This window comes from Vallitalea sediminicola (genome assembly GCF_054408565.1).
In genome coordinates, this window is record NZ_BTPT01000029.1 from 89,854 (window position 1) to 115,421 (window position 25,568).

21 protein-coding genes are annotated in these 25,568 nt (G+C 30.1%); 6 read left to right on the forward strand and 15 right to left on the reverse strand.

Annotated elements, in window-relative coordinates:
* Nucleotide 1: 1 nt before the first annotated feature.
* The 5 genes from ACX6CF_RS13530 to ACX6CF_RS13550 all read right to left on the reverse strand — a co-directional run bounded on the left by ACX6CF_RS13530 (nucleotide 2) and on the right by ACX6CF_RS13550 (nucleotide 5,348).
* On the reverse strand, nucleotides 2–877 hold the full coding sequence (locus tag ACX6CF_RS13530) for a carbohydrate ABC transporter permease (protein ID WP_458785871.1): 876 nt from the start codon (nucleotides 875–877) through the stop codon (nucleotides 2–4).
* A gap of 79 nt (nucleotides 878–956) precedes the next feature.
* Complete coding sequence (locus ACX6CF_RS13535) at nucleotides 957–2,276, reverse strand: ABC transporter substrate-binding protein (RefSeq protein ID WP_458785872.1); 1,320 nt, start codon at nucleotides 2,274–2,276, stop codon at nucleotides 957–959.
* Between the two features lie 151 nt (nucleotides 2,277–2,427).
* Nucleotides 2,428–3,321, reverse strand: coding sequence for a PfkB family carbohydrate kinase (locus tag ACX6CF_RS13540; RefSeq protein WP_458785873.1), 894 nt, complete (start codon nucleotides 3,319–3,321; stop codon nucleotides 2,428–2,430).
* Between the two features lie 401 nt (nucleotides 3,322–3,722).
* Nucleotides 3,723–4,442, reverse strand: coding sequence for a GntR family transcriptional regulator (locus ACX6CF_RS13545; protein ID WP_458785874.1), 720 nt, complete (start codon nucleotides 4,440–4,442; stop codon nucleotides 3,723–3,725).
* Between the two features lie 96 nt (nucleotides 4,443–4,538).
* Nucleotides 4,539–5,348, reverse strand: a complete 810-nt coding sequence (locus tag ACX6CF_RS13550) for a histidinol-phosphatase HisJ family protein (protein WP_458785875.1) — start codon at nucleotides 5,346–5,348, stop codon at nucleotides 4,539–4,541.
* 216 nt (nucleotides 5,349–5,564) lie between these two features.
* Here ACX6CF_RS13550 and ACX6CF_RS13555 point away from each other — a divergent pair, with 216 nt between their 5' ends.
* Nucleotides 5,565–6,557, forward strand: a complete 993-nt coding sequence (locus tag ACX6CF_RS13555) for an SIS domain-containing protein (RefSeq protein WP_458785876.1) — start codon at nucleotides 5,565–5,567, stop codon at nucleotides 6,555–6,557.
* A gap of 82 nt (nucleotides 6,558–6,639) precedes the next feature.
* Here ACX6CF_RS13555 and galE read toward each other — a convergent pair whose 3' ends face one another.
* From galE to ACX6CF_RS13575, 4 genes are read right to left on the reverse strand one after another with little or no spacing between them, the layout of a single operon-like run.
* Nucleotides 6,640–7,656 carry a UDP-glucose 4-epimerase GalE gene (gene galE / locus ACX6CF_RS13560; protein ID WP_458785877.1) on the reverse strand — a complete coding sequence of 339 codons (1,017 nt, stop codon included), beginning with the start codon at nucleotides 7,654–7,656 and terminating at the stop codon, nucleotides 6,640–6,642.
* A 46-nt stretch (nucleotides 7,657–7,702) separates the two neighbouring features.
* Nucleotides 7,703–9,109: a phosphoglucomutase/phosphomannomutase family protein gene (locus ACX6CF_RS13565; RefSeq protein WP_458785878.1), complete on the reverse strand. Its 1,407-nt coding sequence runs from the start codon at nucleotides 9,107–9,109 to the stop codon at nucleotides 7,703–7,705.
* Nucleotides 9,110–9,168: 59 nt separating this feature from the next.
* Nucleotides 9,169–9,906 carry a sugar phosphate nucleotidyltransferase gene (locus ACX6CF_RS13570; protein WP_458785879.1) on the reverse strand — a complete coding sequence of 246 codons (738 nt, stop codon included), beginning with the start codon at nucleotides 9,904–9,906 and terminating at the stop codon, nucleotides 9,169–9,171.
* A gap of 56 nt (nucleotides 9,907–9,962) precedes the next feature.
* Entirely contained in the window at nucleotides 9,963–11,045 is a 1,083-nt protein-coding gene (locus ACX6CF_RS13575) for a GHMP family kinase ATP-binding protein (protein WP_458785880.1), read from the reverse strand.
* Nucleotides 11,046–11,228: 183 nt separating this feature from the next.
* Here ACX6CF_RS13575 and ACX6CF_RS13580 point away from each other — a divergent pair, with 183 nt between their 5' ends.
* Complete coding sequence (locus tag ACX6CF_RS13580; protein WP_458785881.1) at nucleotides 11,229–12,401, forward strand: helix-turn-helix domain-containing protein; 1,173 nt, start codon at nucleotides 11,229–11,231, stop codon at nucleotides 12,399–12,401.
* Between the two features lie 78 nt (nucleotides 12,402–12,479).
* Nucleotides 12,480–13,451, forward strand: coding sequence for a YbgA family protein (locus tag ACX6CF_RS13585; protein ID WP_458785882.1), 972 nt, complete (start codon nucleotides 12,480–12,482; stop codon nucleotides 13,449–13,451).
* An 18-nt stretch (nucleotides 13,452–13,469) separates the two neighbouring features.
* Here ACX6CF_RS13585 and ACX6CF_RS13590 read toward each other — a convergent pair whose 3' ends face one another.
* Together ACX6CF_RS13590 and ACX6CF_RS13595 are read right to left on the reverse strand one after the other, a co-directional pair.
* A complete protein-coding gene (locus ACX6CF_RS13590; RefSeq protein WP_458785883.1) occupies nucleotides 13,470–15,458 on the reverse strand; it encodes a heavy metal translocating P-type ATPase in 1,989 nt (662 codons plus the stop codon).
* Nucleotides 15,459–15,548: 90 nt separating this feature from the next.
* Nucleotides 15,549–15,902, reverse strand: coding sequence for an ArsR/SmtB family transcription factor (locus ACX6CF_RS13595; RefSeq protein ID WP_458785884.1), 354 nt, complete (start codon nucleotides 15,900–15,902; stop codon nucleotides 15,549–15,551).
* 344 nt (nucleotides 15,903–16,246) lie between these two features.
* On the opposite strand from ACX6CF_RS13595, the gene ACX6CF_RS13600 reads away from it, so the two are divergent.
* Nucleotides 16,247–17,842: a peptide chain release factor 3 gene (locus tag ACX6CF_RS13600; protein WP_458785885.1), complete on the forward strand. Its 1,596-nt coding sequence runs from the start codon at nucleotides 16,247–16,249 to the stop codon at nucleotides 17,840–17,842.
* A gap of 87 nt (nucleotides 17,843–17,929) precedes the next feature.
* Here the strand turns inward: ACX6CF_RS13600 and ACX6CF_RS13605 are convergent, their stop codons facing one another.
* The 3 genes from ACX6CF_RS13605 to ACX6CF_RS13615 form a co-directional block, all read right to left on the reverse strand.
* Complete coding sequence (locus ACX6CF_RS13605; protein WP_458785886.1) at nucleotides 17,930–19,699, reverse strand: sensor histidine kinase; 1,770 nt, start codon at nucleotides 19,697–19,699, stop codon at nucleotides 17,930–17,932.
* The gene (locus tag ACX6CF_RS13610) at nucleotides 19,700–20,386 is read right to left on the reverse strand and encodes a response regulator transcription factor (RefSeq protein WP_458785887.1); all 687 of its coding nucleotides are present in this window, start codon (nucleotides 20,384–20,386) and stop codon (nucleotides 19,700–19,702) included.
* A 94-nt stretch (nucleotides 20,387–20,480) separates the two neighbouring features.
* Nucleotides 20,481–21,968 carry a tetratricopeptide repeat protein gene (locus tag ACX6CF_RS13615; RefSeq protein ID WP_458785888.1) on the reverse strand — a complete coding sequence of 496 codons (1,488 nt, stop codon included), beginning with the start codon at nucleotides 21,966–21,968 and terminating at the stop codon, nucleotides 20,481–20,483.
* 331 nt (nucleotides 21,969–22,299) lie between these two features.
* On the opposite strand from ACX6CF_RS13615, the gene ACX6CF_RS13620 reads away from it, so the two are divergent.
* Complete coding sequence (locus tag ACX6CF_RS13620; RefSeq protein ID WP_458785889.1) at nucleotides 22,300–23,181, forward strand: AraC family transcriptional regulator; 882 nt, start codon at nucleotides 22,300–22,302, stop codon at nucleotides 23,179–23,181.
* A 122-nt stretch (nucleotides 23,182–23,303) separates the two neighbouring features.
* Nucleotides 23,304–24,053, forward strand: a complete 750-nt coding sequence (locus ACX6CF_RS13625) for a sugar phosphate isomerase/epimerase family protein (protein ID WP_458785890.1) — start codon at nucleotides 23,304–23,306, stop codon at nucleotides 24,051–24,053.
* A gap of 153 nt (nucleotides 24,054–24,206) precedes the next feature.
* Here ACX6CF_RS13625 and ACX6CF_RS13630 read toward each other — a convergent pair whose 3' ends face one another.
* Nucleotides 24,207–25,532 carry a hypothetical protein gene (locus ACX6CF_RS13630; protein ID WP_458785891.1) on the reverse strand — a complete coding sequence of 442 codons (1,326 nt, stop codon included), beginning with the start codon at nucleotides 25,530–25,532 and terminating at the stop codon, nucleotides 24,207–24,209.
* Nucleotides 25,533–25,568 lie beyond the last annotated feature (36 nt).

Sequence of the window (25,568 nt, forward strand, 5' to 3'; positions counted from 1 at the left end):
CCTATACTTTACCTGATTTCGTAACAACTATTTGTATAATAGAAATAGTGACTGTTATTATGAAAATCAACACGCCAGTTGCAGCTGCTAAACCCATCTTGTCATGTAAAAACGCATTTTGGTACAAAAATACTCCTAAAACCTGTGAGCTGTTACCAGGTCCTCCGCTAGTTGTTGAATATACCTCTGTAAAAAGTTTGAACGCACCTATAATAGTTATAATAGAACATACTAATAATTGTTCTTTAACAAGAGGAATCATTATATTTATTGCTCTTCTAACTGGACCTGCTCCATCAATGGCCGCCGCTTCCAAATAATCTTTTGGTATATTCTGTATAGCTACAACCATAAGTAGCGTTATATAACCAGTAAATTGCCATTGACTCATTGCGATTATACAGTAGATAGCCGTTTTGGAATCTCCCAGCCATGATTGTGTAAGGTTTTCTAGTCCAATGGCTCTTAGTGCAGAATTAAGAAGTCCAACATCTGGTGAGTACACAAAGGTAAATAATAAACCAACTGCTGTTAACGAAATTAATGCTGGTAGAAAATATATGTTTCTATATATGTTTCGCAATCTCCCAGTAAGTTTACTTTCTAATAATAGTGCAATAATAGTACCAAATCCCACTTGTACAATTAATGAAATTACTGCATACATGATATTATTTTTCATCATTATAGGAAAAATATCACTTGTAAGAAGCTGTATATAATTATCAATCCCTACAAAAACTTTTCCTGAAGAATATGAAGATAAATGGAAAAAGCTGTAGACAAAATTAGATATTACAGGTACATAAACAAAGAATAAAACCATCAATAATCCTGGTATAATATAATAGTAAGGAACTATTTTTTTCCTTTTCATTATTATGTCCACCACCTTTCTGTATTAGAAAGGTGCATCTATATACGAACTAGAGCACCTTACCTCTTATTCAATAATCTTATTCTTTTGCTCCTGATTGAGATGTTTTCTGAGCTTCTTTTGCAGCTTTTTGTATTTTTTTCATGACTTCTTCTGGTGTTATATCTCCATTAGTTAAATCGGAAACTGCTGTTAAATATTCATTTGCGATAGTAGAATATAGTGAAGCATCAAACCATCCAGACATAGTTTTTGCATTTTTTATGACATCATACGCTTCAAGTAATTTTTGGTCATCAAGTCCCTCAACAATTCCAACTCCAGCATTGAACCAGCCTACTTGTTGAACTTCTTTTTTACCCACTTCTGGTCCTGTAAAATATTTTAGAAATTCTATACTTTCTTCTGGGTATTTTGTTTTTGACGAAATAACAAATCCTTCTGGTGAACCAGTCAATAATGTAGGATCACCCTCTCCTTCAATAAGTGGGAAACCAAACATTCCATAATTAAGGTCTGCATTTTCTTCTCCCAAATATGGTATTTCAACTAACTCAGCAAAAAACATAGCTACTCTACCTTGAGCAAAATTATTACGAGCCATATCATGTGGTAAACCATTTACTGAATCATTGAAATATGGTATTAGCTGTTGATAATATTCAAGTGATTTAACATAATTAGGATCTACGAATTCTCCTGTAGCTGGATCCAAATCTTTTAATCTTGTATCATTATCAACTAACATCTGATTGATACTTCCAATATAATGAGAAGATGGCCATTGACCTTGATTTCCATAAGCTATAGGCGTAATATCCTTAGCTTTTAGAGCTTCACATACTTGAATAAATTCCTCCCAAGTTTCGGGGGCTTCTAGATTATTTTCATCAAAAATATCAATATTATAGAACATCATCTTAGCATCTAGTCTAAAAGGAATTCCATATAAAACGTCGCCACTGCGATATTCATTAACTTGTGATTCAAGAAGAGAATTTTTCCATTGGGTATCATTATTAAAAGCATCTGTCAGATTCATAATTAAACCTTCTCTTAAAAAACGTTCTGAAAATTCTCCAGACCAGCTAAAAAATACGTCTGGACACTCATTACTACCAACTACAACTTTTATCTTTTCTTTATAAGGTTGATTTTGTGCACTTGAAACAACAATATCAATATCAGGATGATCGGCTTCATACTGAGCTACGGTTTCTTCAATAAATGAATTAAAAGGTTCATCTGGAAATCTGTGAAATAACTTGATTACTTTTTTCTCTTTTACTTCCCCATCTTTAACATCATTATCTTTGGATTTACTACATGCTGACATAGAAAATATCATGACTAATATTAATAGTATTCCAATGAAACTCCTACCTAACTTTTTTCTCATATTATTGTCCTCCCATAATAGTAATAATAAAGTATTTTGGTATAATTTATCTAAATTCCTCTTTTGAAAAATATGTAATAATAAGATTAAAGTAATTATAATGATTCTCATCAAAAGAGAAATAACTTTTTAGCATATCAATCAAATATTATTATTCATAACTTTTACCAAAACCAAATGCACCATTACGACTACAAATACTAGCTGAAAATACCGCTGCCCCATATAGATTTGCCTTAACTACTAGATCTTTATATTCTTCTACCTTCGTTATTCCCTTATTCCCTGATTCTATAGAAAAATCAATTGCTTCTTTCATATCTTTAATATACCCAGTTAAGAATGCTGTTATGAAAGAATCTCCTGCTCCCATGGTATCAACCGCATCAATCAAACAAGGTGACTGTTCATAAAACTTACCATCAACTAAGACTAAAGCACCTCTTGCTCCTCTAGTAGCTATAACTACATGTTTACACCCATATGAAATAATATCCTTCATCAATTCAATAATCTCTTTATCTTTCATTTCACTACATGAAATACTGGCACAATCAATATGCTTGCAACATTCTTCTAGATATTCCTTTGTATAACGATTGGAAAAATCCATAGATATGAAGTTTCCATATTGCCTTAGATTACTAAGCTCATTTTCAATAGAACTAAAGCAACTTGTATGAACAATATCAAATTCATTTATATAAGAAAAATCCACTTCACTTAGGGCTAATGGATATTTGGCAGATACACCACCTTTATTGGATCCTACAAATACTCTATCCCCTTTTTCTAATTTCACTTTTGAATAACCATTTTCACCTTTATAAAAACGACAATGATCTAATTTGATTCCTAATGATTTTGAAGTTTGGTATACATGTTTTGCAGCTTCATCATCACCAAAAACACCAAGATAAGAAGCTTCAACACCAAGTATATTCGCATAAACAGCAAAATTCAAAGCATTACCGCCAGGGTACATTATTTTATTATTTATATATTTATCAACAACATTATCTCCTAATCCAATAACTCGTATCATAATTGCTTGCCCCTTTAAAAGTATTTTTATATCTTCTTGCATTTATTATATTACGTTATAATACCAATTGCAATGGAAAATTTTATATCGTTGTATAATTTGTTTATTTCTTATACTATTAGTGATAATTTTTGTGCACTTTTTACAATTTTACTTATTTATATTTTCTTTTTAATAATTTCCATAAGTAAATCTAGAATAATTCAATCACTCAATATATCTACCAAAGCAATATTGTAGTATAATAAAAAAACATATAATTATATTATTGCATAATTACATGTTTTTTATTACTAATATTTCTATAGTTCAATTTTAATTCATTTGTATTATCTGTTTTTGGTATTAAAATGTATCATAATGTTTAACATAAAAAACTGATTACCAAAAGGTAATCAATCTTATAGTATCATTTTGAATTTTTTAGGATTAACGACTTGTCTACTATTATGTATAGAATTTCCCATTTTGTCATAACAGGCACATCTTAATAATAGTAGCGGTGTATTGCTCTCTATGTTCAATAATTCAGCTTCTTCATCAGTTGCATAGCATACATCTAATTCTGTTCTACCAACAGATGGAACTATGTCATGTTTATTCAGTAGTTCATATAGTGAACCTTCCAAATCATTAGTTAGAAGATATGAATATTCCGTTGAAAAATGCGTATCTTCTACCATTACAGCTTCGCTATCACAATAACGTATACGCTTAATAGACAATACATTGGTAACATTATCATCCAAACTCAATTCTCTTCTATCTCTATCTGTTGCATTAATCAATCCCGCAAATAGCAAAGTCGCAGAAGGAACTTTTCCTAAAACTTCACAAGACATACTGAATCCCATGAATTTATTCATATTTCTTACGAGCTTAACTTCCGCTACAAAAGTTCCAACTCCTTGTTGTTTAACAAGATACCCTTCTTCAACCAATTCCCCAATAGCTTTTCTTACAGTAATTCTACTAACTTCATATTTTTCACTTAGCTCTATTTCAGTAAGAATCTGATCTCCTGGATTCAAAATATTATTATTAATATCGTCTTTTATAGTTTCTATCAGTTGTCGATATAAGGGTACACTCGAATTCTTGTCAAGTGGTGTTTTATCCATAGCTTTCATCCTTTTTAATATAATTTATTCTTGATTTCTTTGTTTTTAGTATATCATACTCAAAGGAAAAAACAAGGACATGTTATAACGAATTCATTACAACTCAATACGCTGACAATTTCTATTCTCAAATGTATATATGCTCTTATATCCAACTTCTTCAAGTATATCAATAACTTTATCAAAATCTTTACCTATATCAAAGGGATTATGGGAATCTGAACCTATGGTTATTATTTCCCCACCCATTGACTTATACATTTTGAGTATTGGTATTGTTGGAAATGGTTCATCTAATCCTTGTCTTAAACTGGAAGTATTAATTTCCAGACCTTTATTTCTTTCAATTAACCTTTCAAATATCTGTGCTAATTCAATTTTATAATCAAAAAGATTAGCTTTGACATTACGCATTGACGAATATCTTTTAATTAAATCCAAATGAGCAAGGGAGTCAAAATCACCTTTGTCAACAAGCTCATAGACCTGTTCCAGATATCTTTTACAATAGATATCTATGATACTGTCATTATACATAATCTGACTTAGGTCCGTATTCTTTATTTTATGTACTGAACCAAGTATAAAGTCAAATTTACTAGACTCTATTATTTTATTGGACATTTCAAGTTGTAGATGTTGTTGTCCTAATTCAATTCCTTTTCTGATTACTAATTTTCCATCAAATTTTTGTTTACATTTATTTATAGTTTTAAAATATTCATCCAGATAAGCTTCATTGAATTTGTATCCATCTGCTCCTTTAGAATAAAATTCAAAGTGATCTGTGATTGCAATTTCTCTAAACCCTTTGTCTATAGCTGATTGACACATTTCCTCCATAGGTGAATCTGAGTCAGGAGAAATGCTACTATGCATATGATAATCTTGATAAATTCTTTTCATTATATCTCCTTCTAGATAAATCATGCTTTTTTATCTACTGTCAAACGTATTAGATAGCTATTTATCAACTTATAATTATAACACATTAAGGCAATTTATACTAAATAGGGAATATTGGTATATATTTTTCCTTGATTGTATTATAACATTATGATACAATATAGCATGTTACAATACAAGCGCAAATTTAGAATATCATTTAAGGAGGTAATCTTAGTGTTTAATTTTAATGAAAAAGAGTTTTTGCAAACAGAACAGAATGGTTTAGATATCATTAAGGACGTAGAAAATATAGTTGATGATATATGCAAAGAAGGTTATAGTAATCTATTTTTTGTTGGTATTGGTGGAACTATCGCTTATGCCAAACAAACAGAGAGTATTGTAAAATCTCATTCTACACTAAATCTTCATGTTGAAAATGCTGCTGATTTAGTTGCTCTAGGAAACTGTCATCTTAACAAAGATAGTATTGTTATAATAGAATCAAAATCAGGAGATACCAAAGAAATTGTGGATGCTGTAGATTATGTACATACAATAGGAGCAAAGGTTATTGGTTATATCGGAAATCCTGAGTCTATTTTATCTAAGAAAGTAGATTATGTTGTAAATGGTAATAGTGGTCCATATTATTTTTGGTTCAGTACTTCACTTAGATTTATGTACAACAAAGGAGAGTTTGATAATTACAAAGATTTTATTAAAAATATCCAAAGCCTTCCTACTATTCTTTGTCAGGTACAAAAGGATGCAGACTCAAAATGTGAAGATTATGCTGAAAAATACAAAGATGCCCCTATACAATATTTTATTGGTTCAGGTAACTTAGAAGGATGGGCTTATTGCTACGCTATGTGTATCTTAGAAGAGATGCAGTGGATGCGTACAAAATTCGTATCTGGCTCTAATTTCTTTCATGGAACTCTAGAAGTTATTGATAGAGATACTAGCGTAATTTTATTTAAAGGTGAGGATAACTCTCGTCAGATTATGAATCGTGTGGATAATTTTGTTCAAAAAATCAGTGCAAATGTTACTGTTTTTGATACAAAAGATTACTCATTTGATAATATTGATGAAAAATATAGGGATTTGATTTCTCCATTTGTCATGAGGGCTATTTGTCAAAGAATGTCTGTTCATCTTGAACATAAGAGAAGACATCCTCTTGCTATTAGAAGATATTATAGGTGTTTAGATTATTAGAATAATATTTTAGAAAGAGGCCAATCATCTAAAATGATATAGCCTCTTTTATTCTTCATTTAATTCAACTTAAATATAATAATTAAGATTCAACATACCCATTAGGATTATCATTCTGCCAACGCCAAGAATCCCTACACATATCCTCAAGACTCTTTTCTGCTTTCCAGCCTAACTCCTTATAAGCCTTCGAAGCATCGGCATAGCATGTACCTATATCACCAGGTCTTCTCTCAATAATCTTATATGGAACTTTCACATTAGTTGCCTTTTCAAAATTGTTAATAACATCAAGAACACTGTAACCAGTACCCGTACCAAGATTATAAGCTTCTATATCTTTCATACCTATAATCTTATTAAGAGCTTTTAAATGTCCACTTGCCAAATCAACTACATGTATGTAATCTCTTACACCAGTACCATCATGTGTATTATAATCATTACCGAATACACTTAATTCCTTACGCTTACCGATTGCAACCTGCGTAATATATGGCATAAGATTATTAGGAATACCATTAGGGTCTTCTCCGATTCTACCACTAATATGTGCTCCAATAGGATTAAAATATCTAAGTAAAGCAATACTCCAAGTATCATCTGATACATAGATGTCTCTAAGGATCTGCTCAATCATCAACTTAGTACTTCCATAAGGATTAGTAGTACTGAGCGGTAGATCCTCCGTTAAAGGAGAAACATTATTCATACCGTATACAGTAGCTGATGAACTAAATACCATGTTCTTGACATTATGCTTTTTCATAAGCTCACATAATACAAGTGTACCTGTAATATTATTATAATAATACTTCATTGGAATAGAAACCGATTCTCCAACAGCTTTCAATCCTGCAAAATGAATTACAGCATCAACCTCATTTTCAGCAAATACATTATCAAGAGCTTCTCTATCCAATAAATCCACTTCATAAAATTTAAAATCTTTACCTGTAATCTCTTTCACTCTTTTTAATGACTCAGGTTTACTATTAGAAAAATTATCTACAATAATTACTTCATTTCCCTCTTCTAGCAACTGAACTACTGTATGACTACCAATATATCCAGCTCCACCAGTAACTAATATCTTCATTATTTCCCTCCATTCATTTCACCAAAATTATTTTATAATACACTACTTATATTCCTAAGAATTCCTTCATTTCCTTACACACGATTTCTGCTTTATCAATACAATCCATTTCAGCAAAAACTCTAAGTAATGGCTCTGTTCCTGAGAATCTAGCTATAATCCATCCACCATTCTTGAAGAACACTTTAACTCCATCCATGTAGCTTACTCTTTCAACTTCAAAGCTGAATTCTGGAATCTTCTTATCTGTGTATAAAATATTTAATAATCTTTCTTTTTCTTCAACATCAAAACCGAATCCATGTTCAGCCATTTCAAACATACCAAATTGGTCATGAATCTCTTCAAGAAGCTTGGATAGATGTTTATTGGTAACACATATCATTTCAACTAGTAATGAAGCTGCAAAAACACCATCTTTTCCTTTGATATGTCCTCTGATAGTTAATCCTCCACTACTTTCACCACCAATTAGTGAATTGGTTTCTTCCATCTTGGAACTGATATGTTTGAAACCTACTGGAACCTCGTAGCACTCTTCTCCAAATCCTTCTGCGATCTTATCAAGTAAATGTGTAGTAGCCAAGTTTCTTACAACTGGACCAGTCCATTTTTTGTACTTCAATAGATAGTAATAAAGAAGTGCCATGATTTCATTAGGATGGATGAAATTACCTTTTTCATCAATAATCCCTAAACGGTCAGCATCACCATCTGTTCCAACTCCAAGGTCAAAGCCTTTTTCGACCACATCATTTTTTAGTCTTCCTAATGTTGCGGCACTTGGGGAAGGTAATCTTCCACCAAAAAGTGTATCATGTCTATCATGGATCAATTCTACTTCACATCTTGCTGTCATCAATATTGTTTGTAATGATGTCTTAGATACACCATACATTGGGTCTAATAATATTTTAAGCTGCTTATCTTTAATAGATTCTAAGTCAATCATATTGATTATTGTATCAATGTAATCATTGAATGGATTGTATATTACCACTTTTTCTTCTTTAATTGCCTTATCAAAATTCATGATTTTTATATCATTAGGATTAACTTTACCTATTTCAACTTCAATTTCATTAGTTACCTCTGCTGAAGCATCACGTCCACCTTCAGTAAATATCTTAATTCCATTATAATCAGCTGGATTATGGCTAGCTGTAATAGCGGCTCCATATTTTAATTCCATTTCCTTAACACTGAACATAATCATTGGTGTAGGTGCAATTCTATTAATGAAATAGACTTTGATTCCGTTACCTGCCATAACTTCTGACATCCATTGTGCACTCTTTTCAGATAAGAATCTTCTATCATAGCCAATAACAAATTCCTTAGCATCTTCTTGCAACATTCTATTAGCTAAACCTTGTGATAAAAGCTGTAAATTACTTTTTGTGAAATCTTCACCGATAATAGCTCTCCAACCGCCTGTACCAAATTTAATCATATAGCTCATTCCTTCCATTGTCAATTAGTCAATAGTTCAATTTCCGTCCATATTTCATTCTAATTAGCTTCTTCTTCTAAAACTTTCTCACAGAATTCTAATTCTTCTACTGTATTAACACCGTAAACTTCGTTAGTATTATAAATGGTATGAGTTACTAGTTTCTCACCCTTTTCCATAACCATCTTAGGTATATCAGTCAGGTAATACTCATTTTGGATATTGTCATTTTTTAATAGTTTCAGGTTCTCGAATAAGAATTTGCTATCAAAAACATATACCCCAACATTAAGTTCTTTTATATCTAACTGTTCTTTTGTACAATCCTTAGCTTCAACGACGCCTTCCATCTGACCATCTTCAGCTCTAATGATTCTTCCATAAGCTGGTGGGTCATCAATGACAGCTGTTAAAACAGTACAAGTCGCATTTTCGTTTTCATGTATTTCGAACATTTTTTCATAAGTTTTTTTCTTGTAAAGAGGCATATCACCGTAAGCAACTAAAATAGGTCCCTCATAATCTTTGAATGTTTCTTCTGTCACTAAAACAGCATGACCTGTTCCAAGTTGTTCATCTTGACTGACAAATTTATAATCACCTTTAATCTCTTCATACACCATTTCTTTTTTATACCCTACAACGATTGTAGTATCTTCTTGTTTTATAAAAGATAGAGCATCAAGCACGTATTCAATCAATGGCTTGCCGTGAGCCTTTCTAAGAACCTTTGGCATATTATATTTTTCTGATTGTAACCTTGTACCTTTTCCTGCTCCAAGTACGATTGCTTTCATAATAATCATCCCTTCGAATTATGTCTTCATTATATAGATTGAACTTATATAGCTACTTACTTATCTACTCTTACACCAGAATCCTGTTTGAGAATTACACCCCAATAACCTTTTGCACAAACTTTATCCAATATTTCCTGTGCATCTTTTTCATAGGCATAGACATAACAACAGCCACCTCCGCCAGAACCATTGATTTTACCTCCAAGTGCTCCATTTTCATAAGCTGTCTCAAGTATTTCTTCAATCTTAGGTGTTGATATTTCAAGCCCATCCCTAAGATTACCGTGATGTCTTTTAAGAAGTTCCCCTAATTTTACTGAATCAACGCCTGTCTTAAACATCTTTTCAGCTTGTTTCAAAGTCTTATAGTTATCAATATTCGCCTTCACCTTAACTAATTTAACTGGTGATAACTTATCTAGATAAACAAGGTTCTCTTCGTCATTAACAAAATCCCTAATACTGCTGATGCCATATTCTTTCAACTCGTCAAGTGCTTCAAGAACAGGATATTTAGCACTACCTAATACTTTAGTTGTCTGTTTATCTTCTAGAGAATCAAATAATATAAAGCAACCTGGTATTTCCGTTTCAAGAGGTTCTACTACAGTTTTATCCTTGTCAAAAGTAAGATGTAATAAACCTCCATAAGCTGATGAATATTGGTCCATAAGCCCACCTGGTTCATTGAACTCAGTAACTTCTGCTTCAAAACCTAATAATGCAATTTTTTCTGGATCATCTTTATCTTCATGATTGATTAATTCAAGTAAAATTTTGATAAATACCACTACCATTGTTGTAGATGAACACATTCCTTTTCCTATTGGGATGTCTGAATCCATATAAATATCGAATCCTGTTTCAATACTATAACCTTTTCTACGAAGTACATTCACTGCACTTTTTATGTAATCCCTGTTGTTTTCGTATACAATTTCTTCATCTAGGTCTATAATTTCTTCCCTGCTGATTCCTTCACCTTTAAGGCGAACATGAATAATACGGTCATCTCTTTTTGTTCCCTCTGCACTAAATCTTAGATTGATAGCAGATGCAATCACCTCTAAGTTCAGATAGTCTTGGTGTTCCCCAAATAAACATATACGACTAGGTGTTGATACGGATATTTTCATTGCATATTCTCCTTTTTAATCATTTACTTATTTAAACTGTTTATATCTGTATTGTAATCCACATCAACATAAATGTATTTGTATAATACTGAATTATATTTGTCTTATTCTGCTTTTTAGGGTAAAATAAATGGTAACGTTTCATTACAACCATATATAATTACAACATTAAGGAGGATGACGATGATTAAGAATATAACCAAACTTTCTTTTGCCAGTTATGGTACTATTTCTCATGACATATATGATGATGTAACAATAAAAAAAATTGGTGATGAATGTTCAAAATTGATTACTTCATTCAACCTTAATTCTTTCTATATTGATAGAATTAATAGCACTGTTTTAGATATTGAAGAAGGAACTGCACTTTTGTACACATATACTTCTGGAAATGAATCAAAGATTTTTTTCCTAGATAAATGTGTTATATTAGCTCCCAATGTATTTTATAAAGTCATACCCCTATATAACGCATGTATGATTAAAATAAAGTACAATAGAGATACTACCGTTTTGCAAAAAAACAATATCAGCATTGAATTTTCACCTGATATTAAAGGATTGCTGAAAATTGATAAAATATATACTTTGTTCTATCAAGAGTTTGATAAATATTTTTCTTTCAAAGGAGAAAAACATGATTTCTGGGAAATTACTTATGTAGATCAAGGAGAACTTCTTACAACCATAGATAAGAAAAGATTCATATTGAATCAAGGAAATTTCATATTTTATGCTCCCAACCAATATCATACCCAGAAAAATAATGCTGAAAAACCAATTTCTTTTTTAACAATAAGTTTTAAAATGGATTTTGAGCAAGAAACTGTTTTTAAGGATAAAATATTCAACTGTAATCATGACTTAAAATTAATATTGGAAAAAATATTATATGAAAAAGATTATAATGGTGTTTACAGTCCTGACTTGATAATATGCTATCTCAAGGAATTCATTATACATCTGTTACGTGAGTTCTCTAACAAAAATATGCTAAAGCAACTCCATACTTCTATGCAAATTAATACTAACAACAGTTTTGTCAACTTAACACTTGATTATATATTCAAAAATTTAAATAAAAAAATCACTATAGATGAGTTGGCAGAAGTAATTTCCATAAGTCCATCATACCTTTCTAGGATTTTTAAAGATGTCATGGGCGTCACTATCACCAACTACATTAATAACTACCGTTTGGAAAAAAGCAAAGAATATATAAAATCTACTGAACTAAGCTTAACTCAGATTGCAGAGATTCTTGGTTTCAACTCAATACATTATTTTTCTAAACAGTTCAAAAAAAAGTATGCTATTAGTCCTATTGTATATAGTAAATCCTTAAAAAATTGAGATAATCAATGAATATAATCATTTCTCTTCACACAAAATAGTATATATTGAACCTAAATTAGTTGAAGGGGGAAAAATATGATTAATAACTATGAAATTACTCCAATCATTGCAATAAGTAAATGTATCAACTTTGCAAAATGTCGTTATAATGGAGACGGTGATAATAATGAATTTATTAACCGTCTTAGCAATTTTGTTGAATATGTACCTTTTTGTCCTGAAGTAGAAATTGGTATGTCAACTCCTAGAAAACCTATTCGCCTGGTGGAAATCAATAAAGAAATACATCTGGTACAGCCAGCTACTGAAATTGACTTGACAGGTAATATGCAAGATTATACCAATGTACTAATGACTAGATTAGAAAATGTTGATGGATTTATTCTGAAAACAAGATCTCCTTCTTGTGGTATAAAAGAAGTTAAAATATATCAAAGTGATAAAAATGGAGCAAACAGCAGAAAAGGGAAAGGAATGGTTGGAGGTAGAATTACAGAAGTATATAATCATTTACCTATTGAAGATGATGGTCGTCTTAGAAATTATAAAATAAGAGAACATTTTCTTACCAAATTATATGTAATATCCAAATTTAAAATAGTGAAAGATAATGAATCTATAGATAGGTTATTAGACTTTCATAACTCCAATGAATTATTAATGATGGCTTATAATCAATTAAGACTAAAAGAATTAAATAAAATCATTACTCAAATTGATACTATCCCTCTTGATGATTTAATAACTGTATATGGAAAATATCTTGTGAAAATATTTCGTATAGCTCCAAGATATACTTCTAACATAACAGTTCTATTACAATGCGTTGATTATTTCAAAAAAAATATAAGTCCAAAAGAACTTAATTTCATATATGAGCTTATTGAAGAATACAAAAATCACAAAGTACCCTTTAGTGCACCACTAAATGTTATAAAAGGATACGTAATCAGATTCCAAATTGAACACCTTATGGAACAAAGTTTTTTTGACCCCTTTCCAAAAGAACTTATGGATGTTAACGATTCAGGAAAAGGGATCAAGTAAAACTATTGTCATAGATATTTATTTCTTTACTCTTAAAGCCCTAACAGAGTTTAATATAGCGATTATTGCTACACCGACATCAGCAAATATAGCCATCCACATACTAGCTAGATTAAATGCGGCTAATATCATTATAATTACTTTGATACCTAGTGAAAATATTATATTCTGCCATACAATCTTATTAGTGTTTCTTGACACTTTCATTGCCATAGGAATACTAGATAATTCATCTGACATAAGAACTACATCAGCTGCTTCAATAGCCGCATCAGAACCGACACCACCCATTGCGATTCCTACATCAGCTCTTGCAAGAACAGGAGCATCATTAATCCCATCACCAACAAAAACAACTGTATCTTTATCACCAACACCATCCATTATCTCTTCCAGTTTATTGACCTTCTCATCAGGTAATAGATCACTATAATATCTAGTTATACCTACCTTATCTGCTATATCTTTTGCCACATCTTCATGATCTCCAGTTAACATAACTATGTCTTTCACACCATAATCTTTAAGTTTTTTTATAGCACTGATAGTGTCTTTTTTCAATTCGTCAGCTATAATAATAATTCCTACTAACTTATTATTCATAGCAACATATACTTTAGTTCCGACTCTTGCATCATCAATTGATACTGATATATGTTCTTGATCCATCAGCTTCTTATTTCCTACTGCAACTATTTTTCCATCAAATTCAGCTATTACACCTTTACCTGCTATTTCTGTTATATCTTTTACACGATTTTCATCTACATCTTTATTGTATTCATTAATAATAGATACCGCTATTGGATGATTAGAAAAGTGTTCAACATGAGCTGCTATTTCAATAACTTTTTCTTTATCTGCTGTATCATTGGCATTAATGACTTCTGTAACTTTGAAAACACCTTTTGTTAACGTTCCGGTTTTGTCAAGTACAATACTCCTTATGTTTCTTAGCTCCTCAAGATAATTACCACCTTTTACTAATATACCCTGACTAGAAGCACCACCTATTCCACCAAAATACCCAAGTGGTATTGAAATAACTAAAGCACAAGGACAAGAAACTACAAGAAAAATTGCTGCTCTATATATCCAAGACCCTAGATTTTCTCCAAAAAATAGTGGAGGTATAAAAGCCAATAGAACAGCTACTCCAACAACTATAGGAGTATAGTATCTTGCAAATTTTGTAATAAACTTTTCTGTGTCTGCCTTTTGTTCATTAGCTTCTTTAACTAATTTAAGAATTTTTGCAACTGTAGATTCGCTAAATTCCTTTGTTACTCTTACCAGAATAACACCAGATATATTGATAGCTCCACTATATACCTCTATGCCTTCTTCTACTTCTCTAGGTAATGACTCTCCAGTGATTACTGAAGTATCAACAGATGACACCCCTTCTATTACCATTCCATCTAGAGGTATTTTTTCACCAGCCTTGACTCTGATTACATCATTAACTTTAACCTTCTCGGGATCAATAGTCTTGAATGTATCTCCAACTTTTACATTAGCTACATCTGGTTTAATATTCAATAATTCTTCAATTGAATTCTTTGATTTGTTAACTGCTAGTCCTTCAAATAATTCACCTACTCTATAGAACAATATAACTGCTGTAGCTTCTGGATATTCTCCTATTGCAAATGCAGCTAAGGAAGCAATTGTCATTAAGAAGTTTTCATCCAAAAATCTTCCAGTGAATATCCCCTTTATTGCACCAATAACAATTTCTTTTCCTACTACTATATATGCAACTACATATAATCCTATCTTTACCTCTGTTTTTACATCAAGCAATAACGCCAATATAAATAGTCCAAATCCAATTATAAATTCTATAACATCTTTTTTTGTTAATTTTTCATGATGATGATGTTCATGATTATGACCATGTCCATCATGGTCTTGATGATGTTCATCATGTTTATGTTTACTACTGGAACAACTTTTACTTCCACAAGAACAATTACCAATATTGTCAGTTAATCTTTCAGCCATACTAATACCACCCTTCCTAAAATATTTATTACATAGCTTAGTTGTTAAATATAAAATATTGTCATTATGAATCATTAATAATATATTTAACTATTCTAATATGTGTTCAATCCCCATTTTGTATATCATTTTTATATGATCATCATTAAGAGAATAATAAACTAATTTTCCTTCTTTGCGTGCTTTTACTAATCTGCTTGCCTTTAATACTCTTAATTGATGTGAAACTGCTGATTGTGTCATATTAAGTACATCCGCAATAGTTCCTACACACATTTCCCCATTGAATAATGCTCCCATTATTCTCACTCTAGTGCTATCCCCAAAATTCTTAAAAAAATCAGATAACAAGAATATTGTTTCTTCATCTTCCATGATTGATTGAACTTTAGTTATAAATTTATCGTCTTTACAGCATTCTTTTTTCTCTTCTTCATTTCGCATATTGATTCATCTCCTTTTATATATTATCATATGAACAATTGCTCATATGTTTATTTATTAATATTATATCACTTTTTTTAATTATTGCAATATATTCTATAATAATTTCTTGTTTTTTTAATAAAAATATACTTTAGGCGAATTTTTTTAAATAATAATTGACAGTTACACAATAAAAGTATAACATCAATAATGCTACACTTTTTTTAACTATAGGAAAGTTAACTTTTAATCATATGCAACTTACCTGTAAAAAAGTGACTCGTACGAAATGATCTAAGTAAGAAAAGCAACTCCAATAGAAATTCATATGCAACCAAATATTTTAATAAAGGAAGATTATAATGGTAGAGGATAAATTAAGTTTTATTAAAGAAGTTAAACGTAGAAGAACTTTTGCAATAATATCACACCCAGATGCTGGAAAAACAACATTAACAGAAAAATTCTTATTATACGGTGGAGCCATACGTTCTGCTGGTTCCGTAAAATCTAGACGTTCTGCGAAATATGCTGTTTCAGATTGGATGGAAATTGAAAAACAAAGAGGTATCTCAGTTACATCTAGTGTACTTCAATTCGAATACGATGACTTTTGTATTAATATCCTTGATACACCTGGACATCAAGATTTTAGTGAAGATACTTATAGAACTTTAATGGCCGCAGATAGTGCAGTTATGGTAATTGACTGTTCCAAAGGTGTAGAGGATCAAACAAAAAAACTTTTTCAAGTCTGTAAAATGAGAGGTATCCCAATCTTTACTTTTATAAATAAAATGGACCGTATGGGACAAGACCCTTTTGATTTACTAGAAGATATTGAAAATGTGTTAGGCATTAGGTCATGTCCAGTAAACTGGCCTATAGGCTCAGGTAAAAACTTTAAAGGTGTTTTTAATCGTCATGAAAATCAAATAGAAGTGTTTAATGACGGTAATCATGGACAATCAATCGCTAAAACCATAACAGGTGATTTAACAGACGATAAATTCACAGATATATTAGGAGAATCAGTGCATGAACAATTAAAAAGCGATATTGAGTTATTAGATATTGCCGGAGATAACTTTGACCTAGAAGAAGTATTAAATGGTAACTTGACTCCTGTATTCTTTGGTAGTGCTCTTACTAATTTTGGTGTAGAACCTTTTTTAAAATCATTTTTAGATATTACTACGCCTCCAAAAGCACGTCCAAGTAATCTAGGAGATATAAAACCTGAAACAACTAATTTTTCAGGTTTTATATTTAAGATTCAAGCTAATATGAATCCTGCTCATAGAGATAGAATCGCTTTTTTACGTATATGTTCAGGAAAATTCGACAAAGGAATGATTGTCAATCATGTACAAAAAAATAAAAAAGTCAAGCTAGCCCAACCTCAGCAATTTGTGGCTAGAGACCGAGTTATTGTTGATTCAGCTTATCCTGGAGATATAATAGGTATACATGATCCTGGTATATTTAATATTGGTGATACTCTGTGTGAGGATGGTTCTCAATTAGAATATGCTGGTATACCACAATTTGCACCTGAACATTTTGCCAGAATTTCTACAACTAATTCTCTTAAGAGAAAACAATTCCTAAAAGGTATTACTCAACTAGCTGAAGAAGGTGCTATTCAGGTTTACAAACGTCCTAACATTGGAATGGAAGAACTTATTATCGGTGTAGTTGGTGTACTTCAATTTGAAGTACTGGAATATAGATTAAAGAATGAGTACGGAGTAGAAGTTTCTAAGCAACTATTACCTTTTAGATATATACGCTGGATTGCTAATGAAGATATTGATACTTCTGAATTATCTTTAACAATGGATTCCATGTTAGTGGAAAACAAGAATGCTCAACCTGTTTTATTATTCCAGAATGAATGGTCTATCAGACATATACTGGAAAGAAATAAAGGGATTGAATTAAAAGAGCATTCTTGAGTTCTTTAATAGAGGTGGGTAACGGTTTCTGTATAAAAAATGAACTATCCTATACATACTATTTAGTATTATGGGATAGTTCATTTTTTATTTTATATAGTTAGTTGTTTTTATATTAAAGTAGAATTCTACTCCATTTTGTTTATTGATAACACCATAATCACTTCCGTGACCATCAAGTATAGCTTTGACAATGGCTAGTCCTAGTCCTGTTCCTCCGCTTTCTCTATTATGGGATTTGTCAATCTTATAGAATCTGAGCCAAATACTTTCCAGTTCTTCTTTAGTAAGACTGTTTCCTTCATTATAGATGTATATATAATTATTACCGTCAATGATTTCACCTGTAATTATAATGTTTGTTTTATTAGTACAATATTTTACTGCGTTAGAAATCAGGTTCATGATTACTTGATCTATTTGAAATTTGACACCATATACTTTTGTAAAGTCACCTTTAATATCTACCCTCAGCTCTTTATCCCTAATCGGTAATTCTAACAAAGTAACAGCTTTGTCAATTAATTTTATAATATCAAAATCCTCTTTATCTTCAATCTTTCCTGCCTCAAATTTAGATAGTTCAAGCATATCAAGTATAAGAGTATTCATTTTCTCTATTTCATCTAAGATGACTTCTAGATAATAATCTGTTTTTTCTTTCTTGATACCATCTTTTATCCCTTCAGCAAACCCCTTTATTATTCCAAGAGGCGTTTTTAGTTCATGAGATATGTTTGCAACAAATTCCTTTCTGACTTTTTCTTGTTGTTTTTCTTTTTCCATATCAACTACAAGCTGCTTATTAGCTTCTTTTAAGTCAGTTAAAGATTCATCAAGATTGGTGGATAGTATATTCAGACTGTTGGATAAAACCCCTAGTTCATCGTCACTATTATGATTGGATTTGACCGAAAAATCCATTCCAGCCATTTTATCTGCTACTTTCGTTAATCTTAGTAACGGGTAAGAAATTGATCTTGAATATATCCATGCAATAACCAAAGATATAACAATAGCTAATAGATAGAATATGATATAATAGTCACTTAATATACTCATAACTTCACCAACTGGTTGTAATGAAGCAGTAGCATTAATATCTGTATTTTTTCCATTACCCATCTCTATTGTTTTAATAAAATTAACTTGTTTCACATTAATAAAAGGCATTTCATTGATTAGGTAATACACATCATCTTTTTTATTATACTCTAGAGTCAAATCTTCGAGCTTGTCAAAATTAATAACATCTACTTTAGCATTTCCTATTTGTATATCTGTACCAGAAGAGATTATTATATTTTCCATCACATTACCAATATTTATAATTGTAGCATCACCTTTAAAATAACCATAATTCTCTTCCCCTGATATCTCATACATATTATAATCATTTATTTTAAAAGGAGTCAAGATTTCTGAATTATAGATTACTGCTTCCAGATAAAATTTCTGATATTGAGTAGGCATCTCTCCATCAAATGCTTTTAATAAATTATTTTTGGAAATATAAATATCATAATACTTACTCTTATCTATTTGCAATGTTAAAATGTAGTCTTCAATTTGCATATCACTATAGCTCAATCCATTAACTGTCAGAGTAACATTATTGTTACCTTCAAACTTATTAATCTGCCTTGCAAGCTCATCGTAACTCCAGTTTTCTAGTTTATACTGTTTGCTAAAAACATTGATGTTTTTTATAATATTATCTATTTTTTTTGTGCTATAGTATTTATTAATAAACAAACTTTGCACAAGAAAAATGATTGTTATAAGACTCATGACAGAAACAAATGTAATAATGAACATTTTAAAAACAATAGATTTGCTTTTTTTAATTTTATTCATTTATGATACCACCTCAAATTTATATCCAACACCAACAACTGTAATTATATACTTTGAAGCATCACCAAGTTTTTTCCTTATGGTTTTGATATTTGTATCCACAACTCGTCCATCACCATAATAATCATATCCCCAAATATTATTAATGATCTTATCTCTACTCATAACTATTCCTTCATTTTCCATTAAAAGTAGTAGTAGATCATATTCCTTTCTTGTAAATATAATTTCCTCACCTTCCACTTTTATGGAATAAGCATCTTTATCTATAAGTAATTCTTTTCTAGAAATAACATTATTTTTTATCTGTTCACCATTAGATTCATCAAATCTACCAATCAACTTCTTAACTCTTGCTACCAATACTTTTGGACTAAAAGGTTTTGTAACATATTCATCAGCTCCCAGTTCGAAACCTAGTAATTTATCATCTTCATCACTACGAGCACTTAATATGATGATAAGTACATTTGACTTTTTTCTGATTCTTCTACATACAGACCACCCATCAAGTCCAGGCATCATAATATCCAGAAGTACCAAATCAATATTATTATTTTCAAATACGTTCATTGCTTCTATTCCATTATCTGCTTGAAAAACTGTAAACTCATCCATTTCCAGATAATCACATATGATTTCACGCATTCTTTGTTCATCCTCAACAACTAAGATATTTTTATTCATCATAAACTCCTTATATTAGCAAATGGTATACTTATGATAAGTATACCATTTTTCATATAATTATAATAGGTGGTTATATCTAGATAATTGGACTCTAGATTTCTTTTTCAGTACTTAATTCTATAGTATTTAACTCTTTAGAACTGACTTCAAAAATATCCATTTTATAGATTTCATCCCATACTTTTCTGGCTTCTTTTTCTTTTGCAGTAGCTTTTTCAAAAAGCTCTTTTGCTTTTTCTATAACTTCTGGTTTCAAATCTTTTTTGAATCCTTTTGAGAATTCTTCAAATGTTAATTCCTGCATATCACCTACTATGACAGCTGAATCCAAATATACATCTTCATCCATATTAACTATTTTAACATTACTTACTTTATCAGTAGTTCCACTACCAATTATTCCTATAGAACTGGCACCATTTACTCTATCTACATATACATCTCCCTCAGATGTAATTACATCAGCCATAGCTTCTCCAATTTCTATATGTTTAATTGCTCCCGTTTCATCAAAAAGGTTCATTTCAAATAACTGACTCCATATTTTTACTGCTTCGTCATATTTATTATCTTTATCAAGTTGTACTGCTTTTTCATATAATTCCTTTGCTTTCTTTTTATCTTCTTCTTTTACATCTTTCTTGAAATTTTTGGCAAAATCTTCAAATGAAGTATTGTTTATTTCAATAATAACATCACCAGGCATTTCAGATAAATCATCAATAGAAAATGATTCTGTACCACTTAATATTACATCTTGATCCATTTTTTCAATTTTAACATTTCCTTTAATTCCATCAACACCTGCTTCACCTATTTTATCAAAACTAATTACATTTGCAGTAGCTTCTCCCATTTCATCAAAAAGATTCATTTTGAATAATTGATTCCATACTTTTACTGCCTCATCATATTTTTTATCTTTATCAAGTTGTACTGCTTTTTCATATAATTCTTTTGCTTTATTTTTATCTTCTTCTTTTACATCTTTCTTAAAATTCTTTGCAAAATCTTCAAATGACATAATCTCATTCATTGATATATCAACAACACCAAAACCTTCCATTTTATCATACATATCCAAGGAATCTAGTTCTTTCCATAATTCCATTGTTTCATCAAATTTTCCTTCTTTTTCAAGCTTTATTATTTTATTATATATTTCTTTAGCCTTATTTTTAGTTTCTGTTGTTATATCTTTCTTGAACATTTTAGAAAATTCTTCAAAAGGCATTGGCTCTACATTACCTAACAATACAGATGTATCAAATAAATCAAGTTTATATAGTTCATCCCAATATTCAGATGCATCATCTTCTAACTTAATAGCTTTATTAAATAAATTCTCTGCTTTCTTTTTATCTTCTTGTGATATATTCTCTTTGAACTGTTTACTGAATTCCTTGAAATTAAAATCAAAATTGCTATCAATAGTACATTCAGTTGCATTTGAAGTACATATAGCTATATTTGATTTACCCTTATTTACTACAGGGCCTTTTGCATAAACGCTTGTTAGTGCTGTCATACTAATGGTGGTTACCATTAATCCTGCTAATAATCCTTTTTTAATATCCATACTAATTCCTCCATGTAATTTTTATTTTTGTTCATGAGTAAAGTATAGTATCACCATGTGAAAACCGTGTGAAATGTATTTGAGAATCATGTGTTATTTAATATGACCATAAAAATAAGTAAATTTATTTATATTATAAAAAAATGTTGTAAAATCCTCTTATTTGATATAAAGTAGAGTAACACATAATTAAAATCGAATTTTAAATTAAACTTATTGAAATGTGTTATAGATGATTAAGTTCAATATATATAGTTATTAACAACTAGACTGGATTTTTAAAAGTTATCAACAATAGCTAATGGATTATTAACAATAAGAAGGTGTATATATGATAATTTATGAAAGTAATAATACTAGAATAAACGGAAAATATACATTAGATTTCTCCTCTCATACCATAAAAGGCGAACGAAAATTAAATGATGTAATTGATGTTCACAGTAAACTGGAATTGTCTATTGTAGATTATGGGACAGGCAAATATTATATTGGTGATAAAATCTATGATATGAAAAAGAACGATGTTTTCATTATAAGTAATACAGATAAACATGCTTTGGTAATGGATAAAGATGAAACCCTTAAAAATATCGTAATCCATTTTGAACCTAGATTCATCTGGTCCGATAATAATAATTTTGATTATAGATATTTAAAAATTTTCTTTAATAGAAGTAAAAATTTTTGTCATAGACTAGATAGACATAACGAGGCAACAGAAAAAATAATATCCTTATTTTATGAAATAGAAGATGAATTTAATAATAAACCTCTTGAGTATGAGTTGATGGCTAAAGTCAAATTGATGAATATATTGGTTTTACTGCTAAGACATTATAATTATGTATACGACGATAAGGATCATTACCAGTTCAAGAAAGAAGTACAATCAATAAACAAAGTTACAGATTACATTCACGAAAACTACGATAAGAAAATAAAGTTAGATGACTTGGCAGCAATAGTCCATATGAACACAAGTTATTTCTCAACTTTTTTTAAAAAATTCAATGGTCTTGCACCATCTGAATATATATCACGAATACGAATATCGAAATCAATGGAGTTATTGGAAACAACAGATAAAAATATTATTGAAATATGTGGAATGTGTGGATTCAATAGTACAGCCAGCTTCAATAAGATGTTCAAAAAAATAAAACATCTAACTCCTACTGAATATAAAAAACAATATTATAGCCAAAAATAGTTTGTATTTATATAAAAAAAACTGAGGAAATACTAGAAACAAACTAGTATAATTATATTAATTTAATCAAAGCAAATAATTCTATAAAAGACATAAAAGCATGTCTATTAGGAGGGTATCATATGAATAATATAAAAATAGCATTACAACTGTACACAGTAAGAGAAGAATGTCAAACTGATTTTATCGGTACATTAGAGAAAGTTTCTGAACTTGGTTATGAAGGTGTTGAACTAGCTGGAGTTCATGGTCTTACAGCAGAACAATTAAAAAAAGATTTAGATAGACTTAATCTGAAAGTTGTAGGAAGTCATATTGGTTTAGACGAATTAGAAAAAGATTTAGATAACATAATAGATTATAATAAAACAATTAATAATTCAATAATTGTCTGCCCCTATGGAAAGTGGGAAAACAAAGATGAATTAGAAGAATTAGTTTGCAAACTAAATACAATCAGTAATCAATTGAATAATGCAGGATTGCAATTATTATATCACAACCATTCACATGAATTTGATAAAATAGATGATTCTTATGGACTTGATCTACTATATACTCTTACCAAAAAATCAAATATGTTAATGGAATTAGATACACACTGGGTAAAAAGAGCTGATAAAGATGTTATTGATTATATGAATCAAAATAAAGATATACTCAAATTAGTACATATCAAAGATATGAAAGAAATTAATGGTGAAAAGACATTCGCTGCTATTGGAGAAGGAACAATGGATATTCAAGCTATCATTAATAAAGCTTCTGAAATAGGCTGTTCATGGGTAATCGTTGAAAACGACCAACCAGAACCCAATGGAATAGAAAATGTCACTGTTAGTATTAACAACCTTAAAAATATGCTTGGTTAAGCTTAATGCATTATATTAATTAATCTTAGATTGACCTTCCTATAAGTAATAAAAAAGATGACTCTATTTCTAATAGTTGTCATCTTTTTTATGATTTCATTGAAGATATGCATTAATGAATAAGCTCACATTAGTACATTTCATCAATATTCCTCATTTCAGAAATATAGTTGATTCTATGCTTCCTTTTCCTTTGCAAGCTTCCCAAAAATTATATATTTTGTCATCATATTCCCCTTCATAACATAATAATCTTATTTGGTTATTCATGGATTCTAATTCTGTTTTCGTCATATTATCATAATCAACATTTACAAAAAGTATATTAAACTGCTTTTTTGAATCCTTATAATTTGGTATTCGTTCTCCGACATTTGCTTTTTGATTTTCATTACTTATAGCACCGCTGATAATCTCATCAATAGTGTATGTTTTAGTTTTAATCTTTCCATCTACAGTAATATCTTCACCATCTATTCTATTCCATTCTGTTTCATTAATTATTCTTGAAGAATAATCTTCTGTAACAGTTATATCTGGAACTTCTTCTTTGGGTATTAAACCCATTAGATATAATTCAAAAGGTGCATATGGTCCACCCCAATAGCGTTTATATGTCTTAATTATAGATTGTCCATCTTTCTCTACTATTTTCTCATAACCACCTAATCTACCATAGATATCTGAATCACCCCAATGGCACATTCCATAATCTGAAAGCATTATATAATTACCCCATCTATGCATTAATTCATGTAAAATAGGTCCATCATATAATACATCATTATGAGTTAAGTAGATGATACCTTGAAGTTTGCTATTAGTATCACCATATAGATTAGAGTAATTAAAAAACGGCTTATCATATCCTGCATTCCCTATTCCTACAATATCATTTTGAATGGCCTGATAATACCCATTCATTGGTAACTCATTTGGACGTGAATCAGTGTTCAAAACGCAAACAATAAAATCATATTCCTCATTCACCCAGTTATAAATAAAATTGCTCCATTCTTGAGAAATTTTCATACCACGATTTTCCTGATTGGGCATTTTGGAATAATAACCATTTTTTATAAAAGTATCCCATTGATTTTTGGGAATTGTTAAGCTTACAAAATCATTTTCAGCAGAATAATTTAATGTGTATTTTTCATCCTCCGATTGTTCAGTTATACTTATAGGTTCTTTAACAGTATTACTAGCAGATACTTTTTCTTCTTTTTTATCTTCTTCCTTATCTTCATACTTACCTCTTACTGAATCATTCTGTTCTATTGTTTTTGACTCATCTTTATTTTTAGTAATGGTACTATAATTTTTATTTTCTTTGTTTATTGAATTATTTATTTGATCTTCATTTACACTACTTATATTTTTACTATTTTTCTCATATATATTTTTCTGACATGCTGTCAATAACATCATTTCTAATATAATTAGCCACATTATAATATTTCTTATTCTATATCTCATAGTTCCTCCTCGCTAGTTAAAGTTATATATGTATTT

Bases quoted from the DNA above. Each gene is read 5' to 3' on its own strand.
- ACX6CF_RS13625 (WP_458785890.1), top strand. From the start codon at position 23,304: ATGAATAATATAAAAATAGCATTACAACTGTACACAGTAAGAGAAGAA.
- ACX6CF_RS13615 (WP_458785888.1), bottom strand. From the start codon at position 21,968: ATGGATATTAAAAAAGGATTATTAGCAGGATTAATGGTAACCACCATT.
- ACX6CF_RS13545 (WP_458785874.1), bottom strand. From the start codon at position 4,442: ATGGATAAAACACCACTTGACAAGAATTCGAGTGTACCCTTATATCGA.
- galE (WP_458785877.1), bottom strand. From the start codon at position 7,656: ATGAAGATATTAGTTACTGGTGGAGCTGGATATATTGGTAGTCATACA.
- ACX6CF_RS13535 (WP_458785872.1), bottom strand. From the start codon at position 2,276: ATGAGAAAAAAGTTAGGTAGGAGTTTCATTGGAATACTATTAATATTA.
- ACX6CF_RS13630 (WP_458785891.1), bottom strand. From the start codon at position 25,532: ATGAGATATAGAATAAGAAATATTATAATGTGGCTAATTATATTAGAA.
- ACX6CF_RS13590 (WP_458785883.1), bottom strand. From the start codon at position 15,458: ATGGCTGAAAGATTAACTGACAATATTGGTAATTGTTCTTGTGGAAGT.
- ACX6CF_RS13565 (WP_458785878.1), bottom strand. From the start codon at position 9,109: ATGATTAAATTTGGTACAGGCGGTTGGAGAGCTATTATCGGTGAAGAT.
- ACX6CF_RS13540 (WP_458785873.1), bottom strand. From the start codon at position 3,321: ATGATACGAGTTATTGGATTAGGAGATAATGTTGTTGATAAATATATA.
- ACX6CF_RS13530 (WP_458785871.1), bottom strand. From the start codon at position 877: ATGAAAAGGAAAAAAATAGTTCCTTACTATTATATTATACCAGGATTA.
- ACX6CF_RS13570 (WP_458785879.1), bottom strand. From the start codon at position 9,906: ATGAAAGCAATCGTACTTGGAGCAGGAAAAGGTACAAGGTTACAATCA.
- ACX6CF_RS13595 (WP_458785884.1), bottom strand. From the start codon at position 15,902: ATGCGAAATGAAGAAGAGAAAAAAGAATGCTGTAAAGACGATAAATTT.
- ACX6CF_RS13575 (WP_458785880.1), bottom strand. From the start codon at position 11,045: ATGAAAATATCCGTATCAACACCTAGTCGTATATGTTTATTTGGGGAA.
- ACX6CF_RS13620 (WP_458785889.1), top strand. From the start codon at position 22,300: ATGATAATTTATGAAAGTAATAATACTAGAATAAACGGAAAATATACA.
- ACX6CF_RS13580 (WP_458785881.1), top strand. From the start codon at position 11,229: ATGATTAAGAATATAACCAAACTTTCTTTTGCCAGTTATGGTACTATT.
- ACX6CF_RS13610 (WP_458785887.1), bottom strand. From the start codon at position 20,386: ATGAATAAAAATATCTTAGTTGTTGAGGATGAACAAAGAATGCGTGAA.
- ACX6CF_RS13600 (WP_458785885.1), top strand. From the start codon at position 16,247: ATGGTAGAGGATAAATTAAGTTTTATTAAAGAAGTTAAACGTAGAAGA.
- ACX6CF_RS13550 (WP_458785875.1), bottom strand. From the start codon at position 5,348: ATGAAAAGAATTTATCAAGATTATCATATGCATAGTAGCATTTCTCCT.
- ACX6CF_RS13585 (WP_458785882.1), top strand. From the start codon at position 12,480: ATGATTAATAACTATGAAATTACTCCAATCATTGCAATAAGTAAATGT.
- ACX6CF_RS13605 (WP_458785886.1), bottom strand. From the start codon at position 19,699: ATGAATAAAATTAAAAAAAGCAAATCTATTGTTTTTAAAATGTTCATT.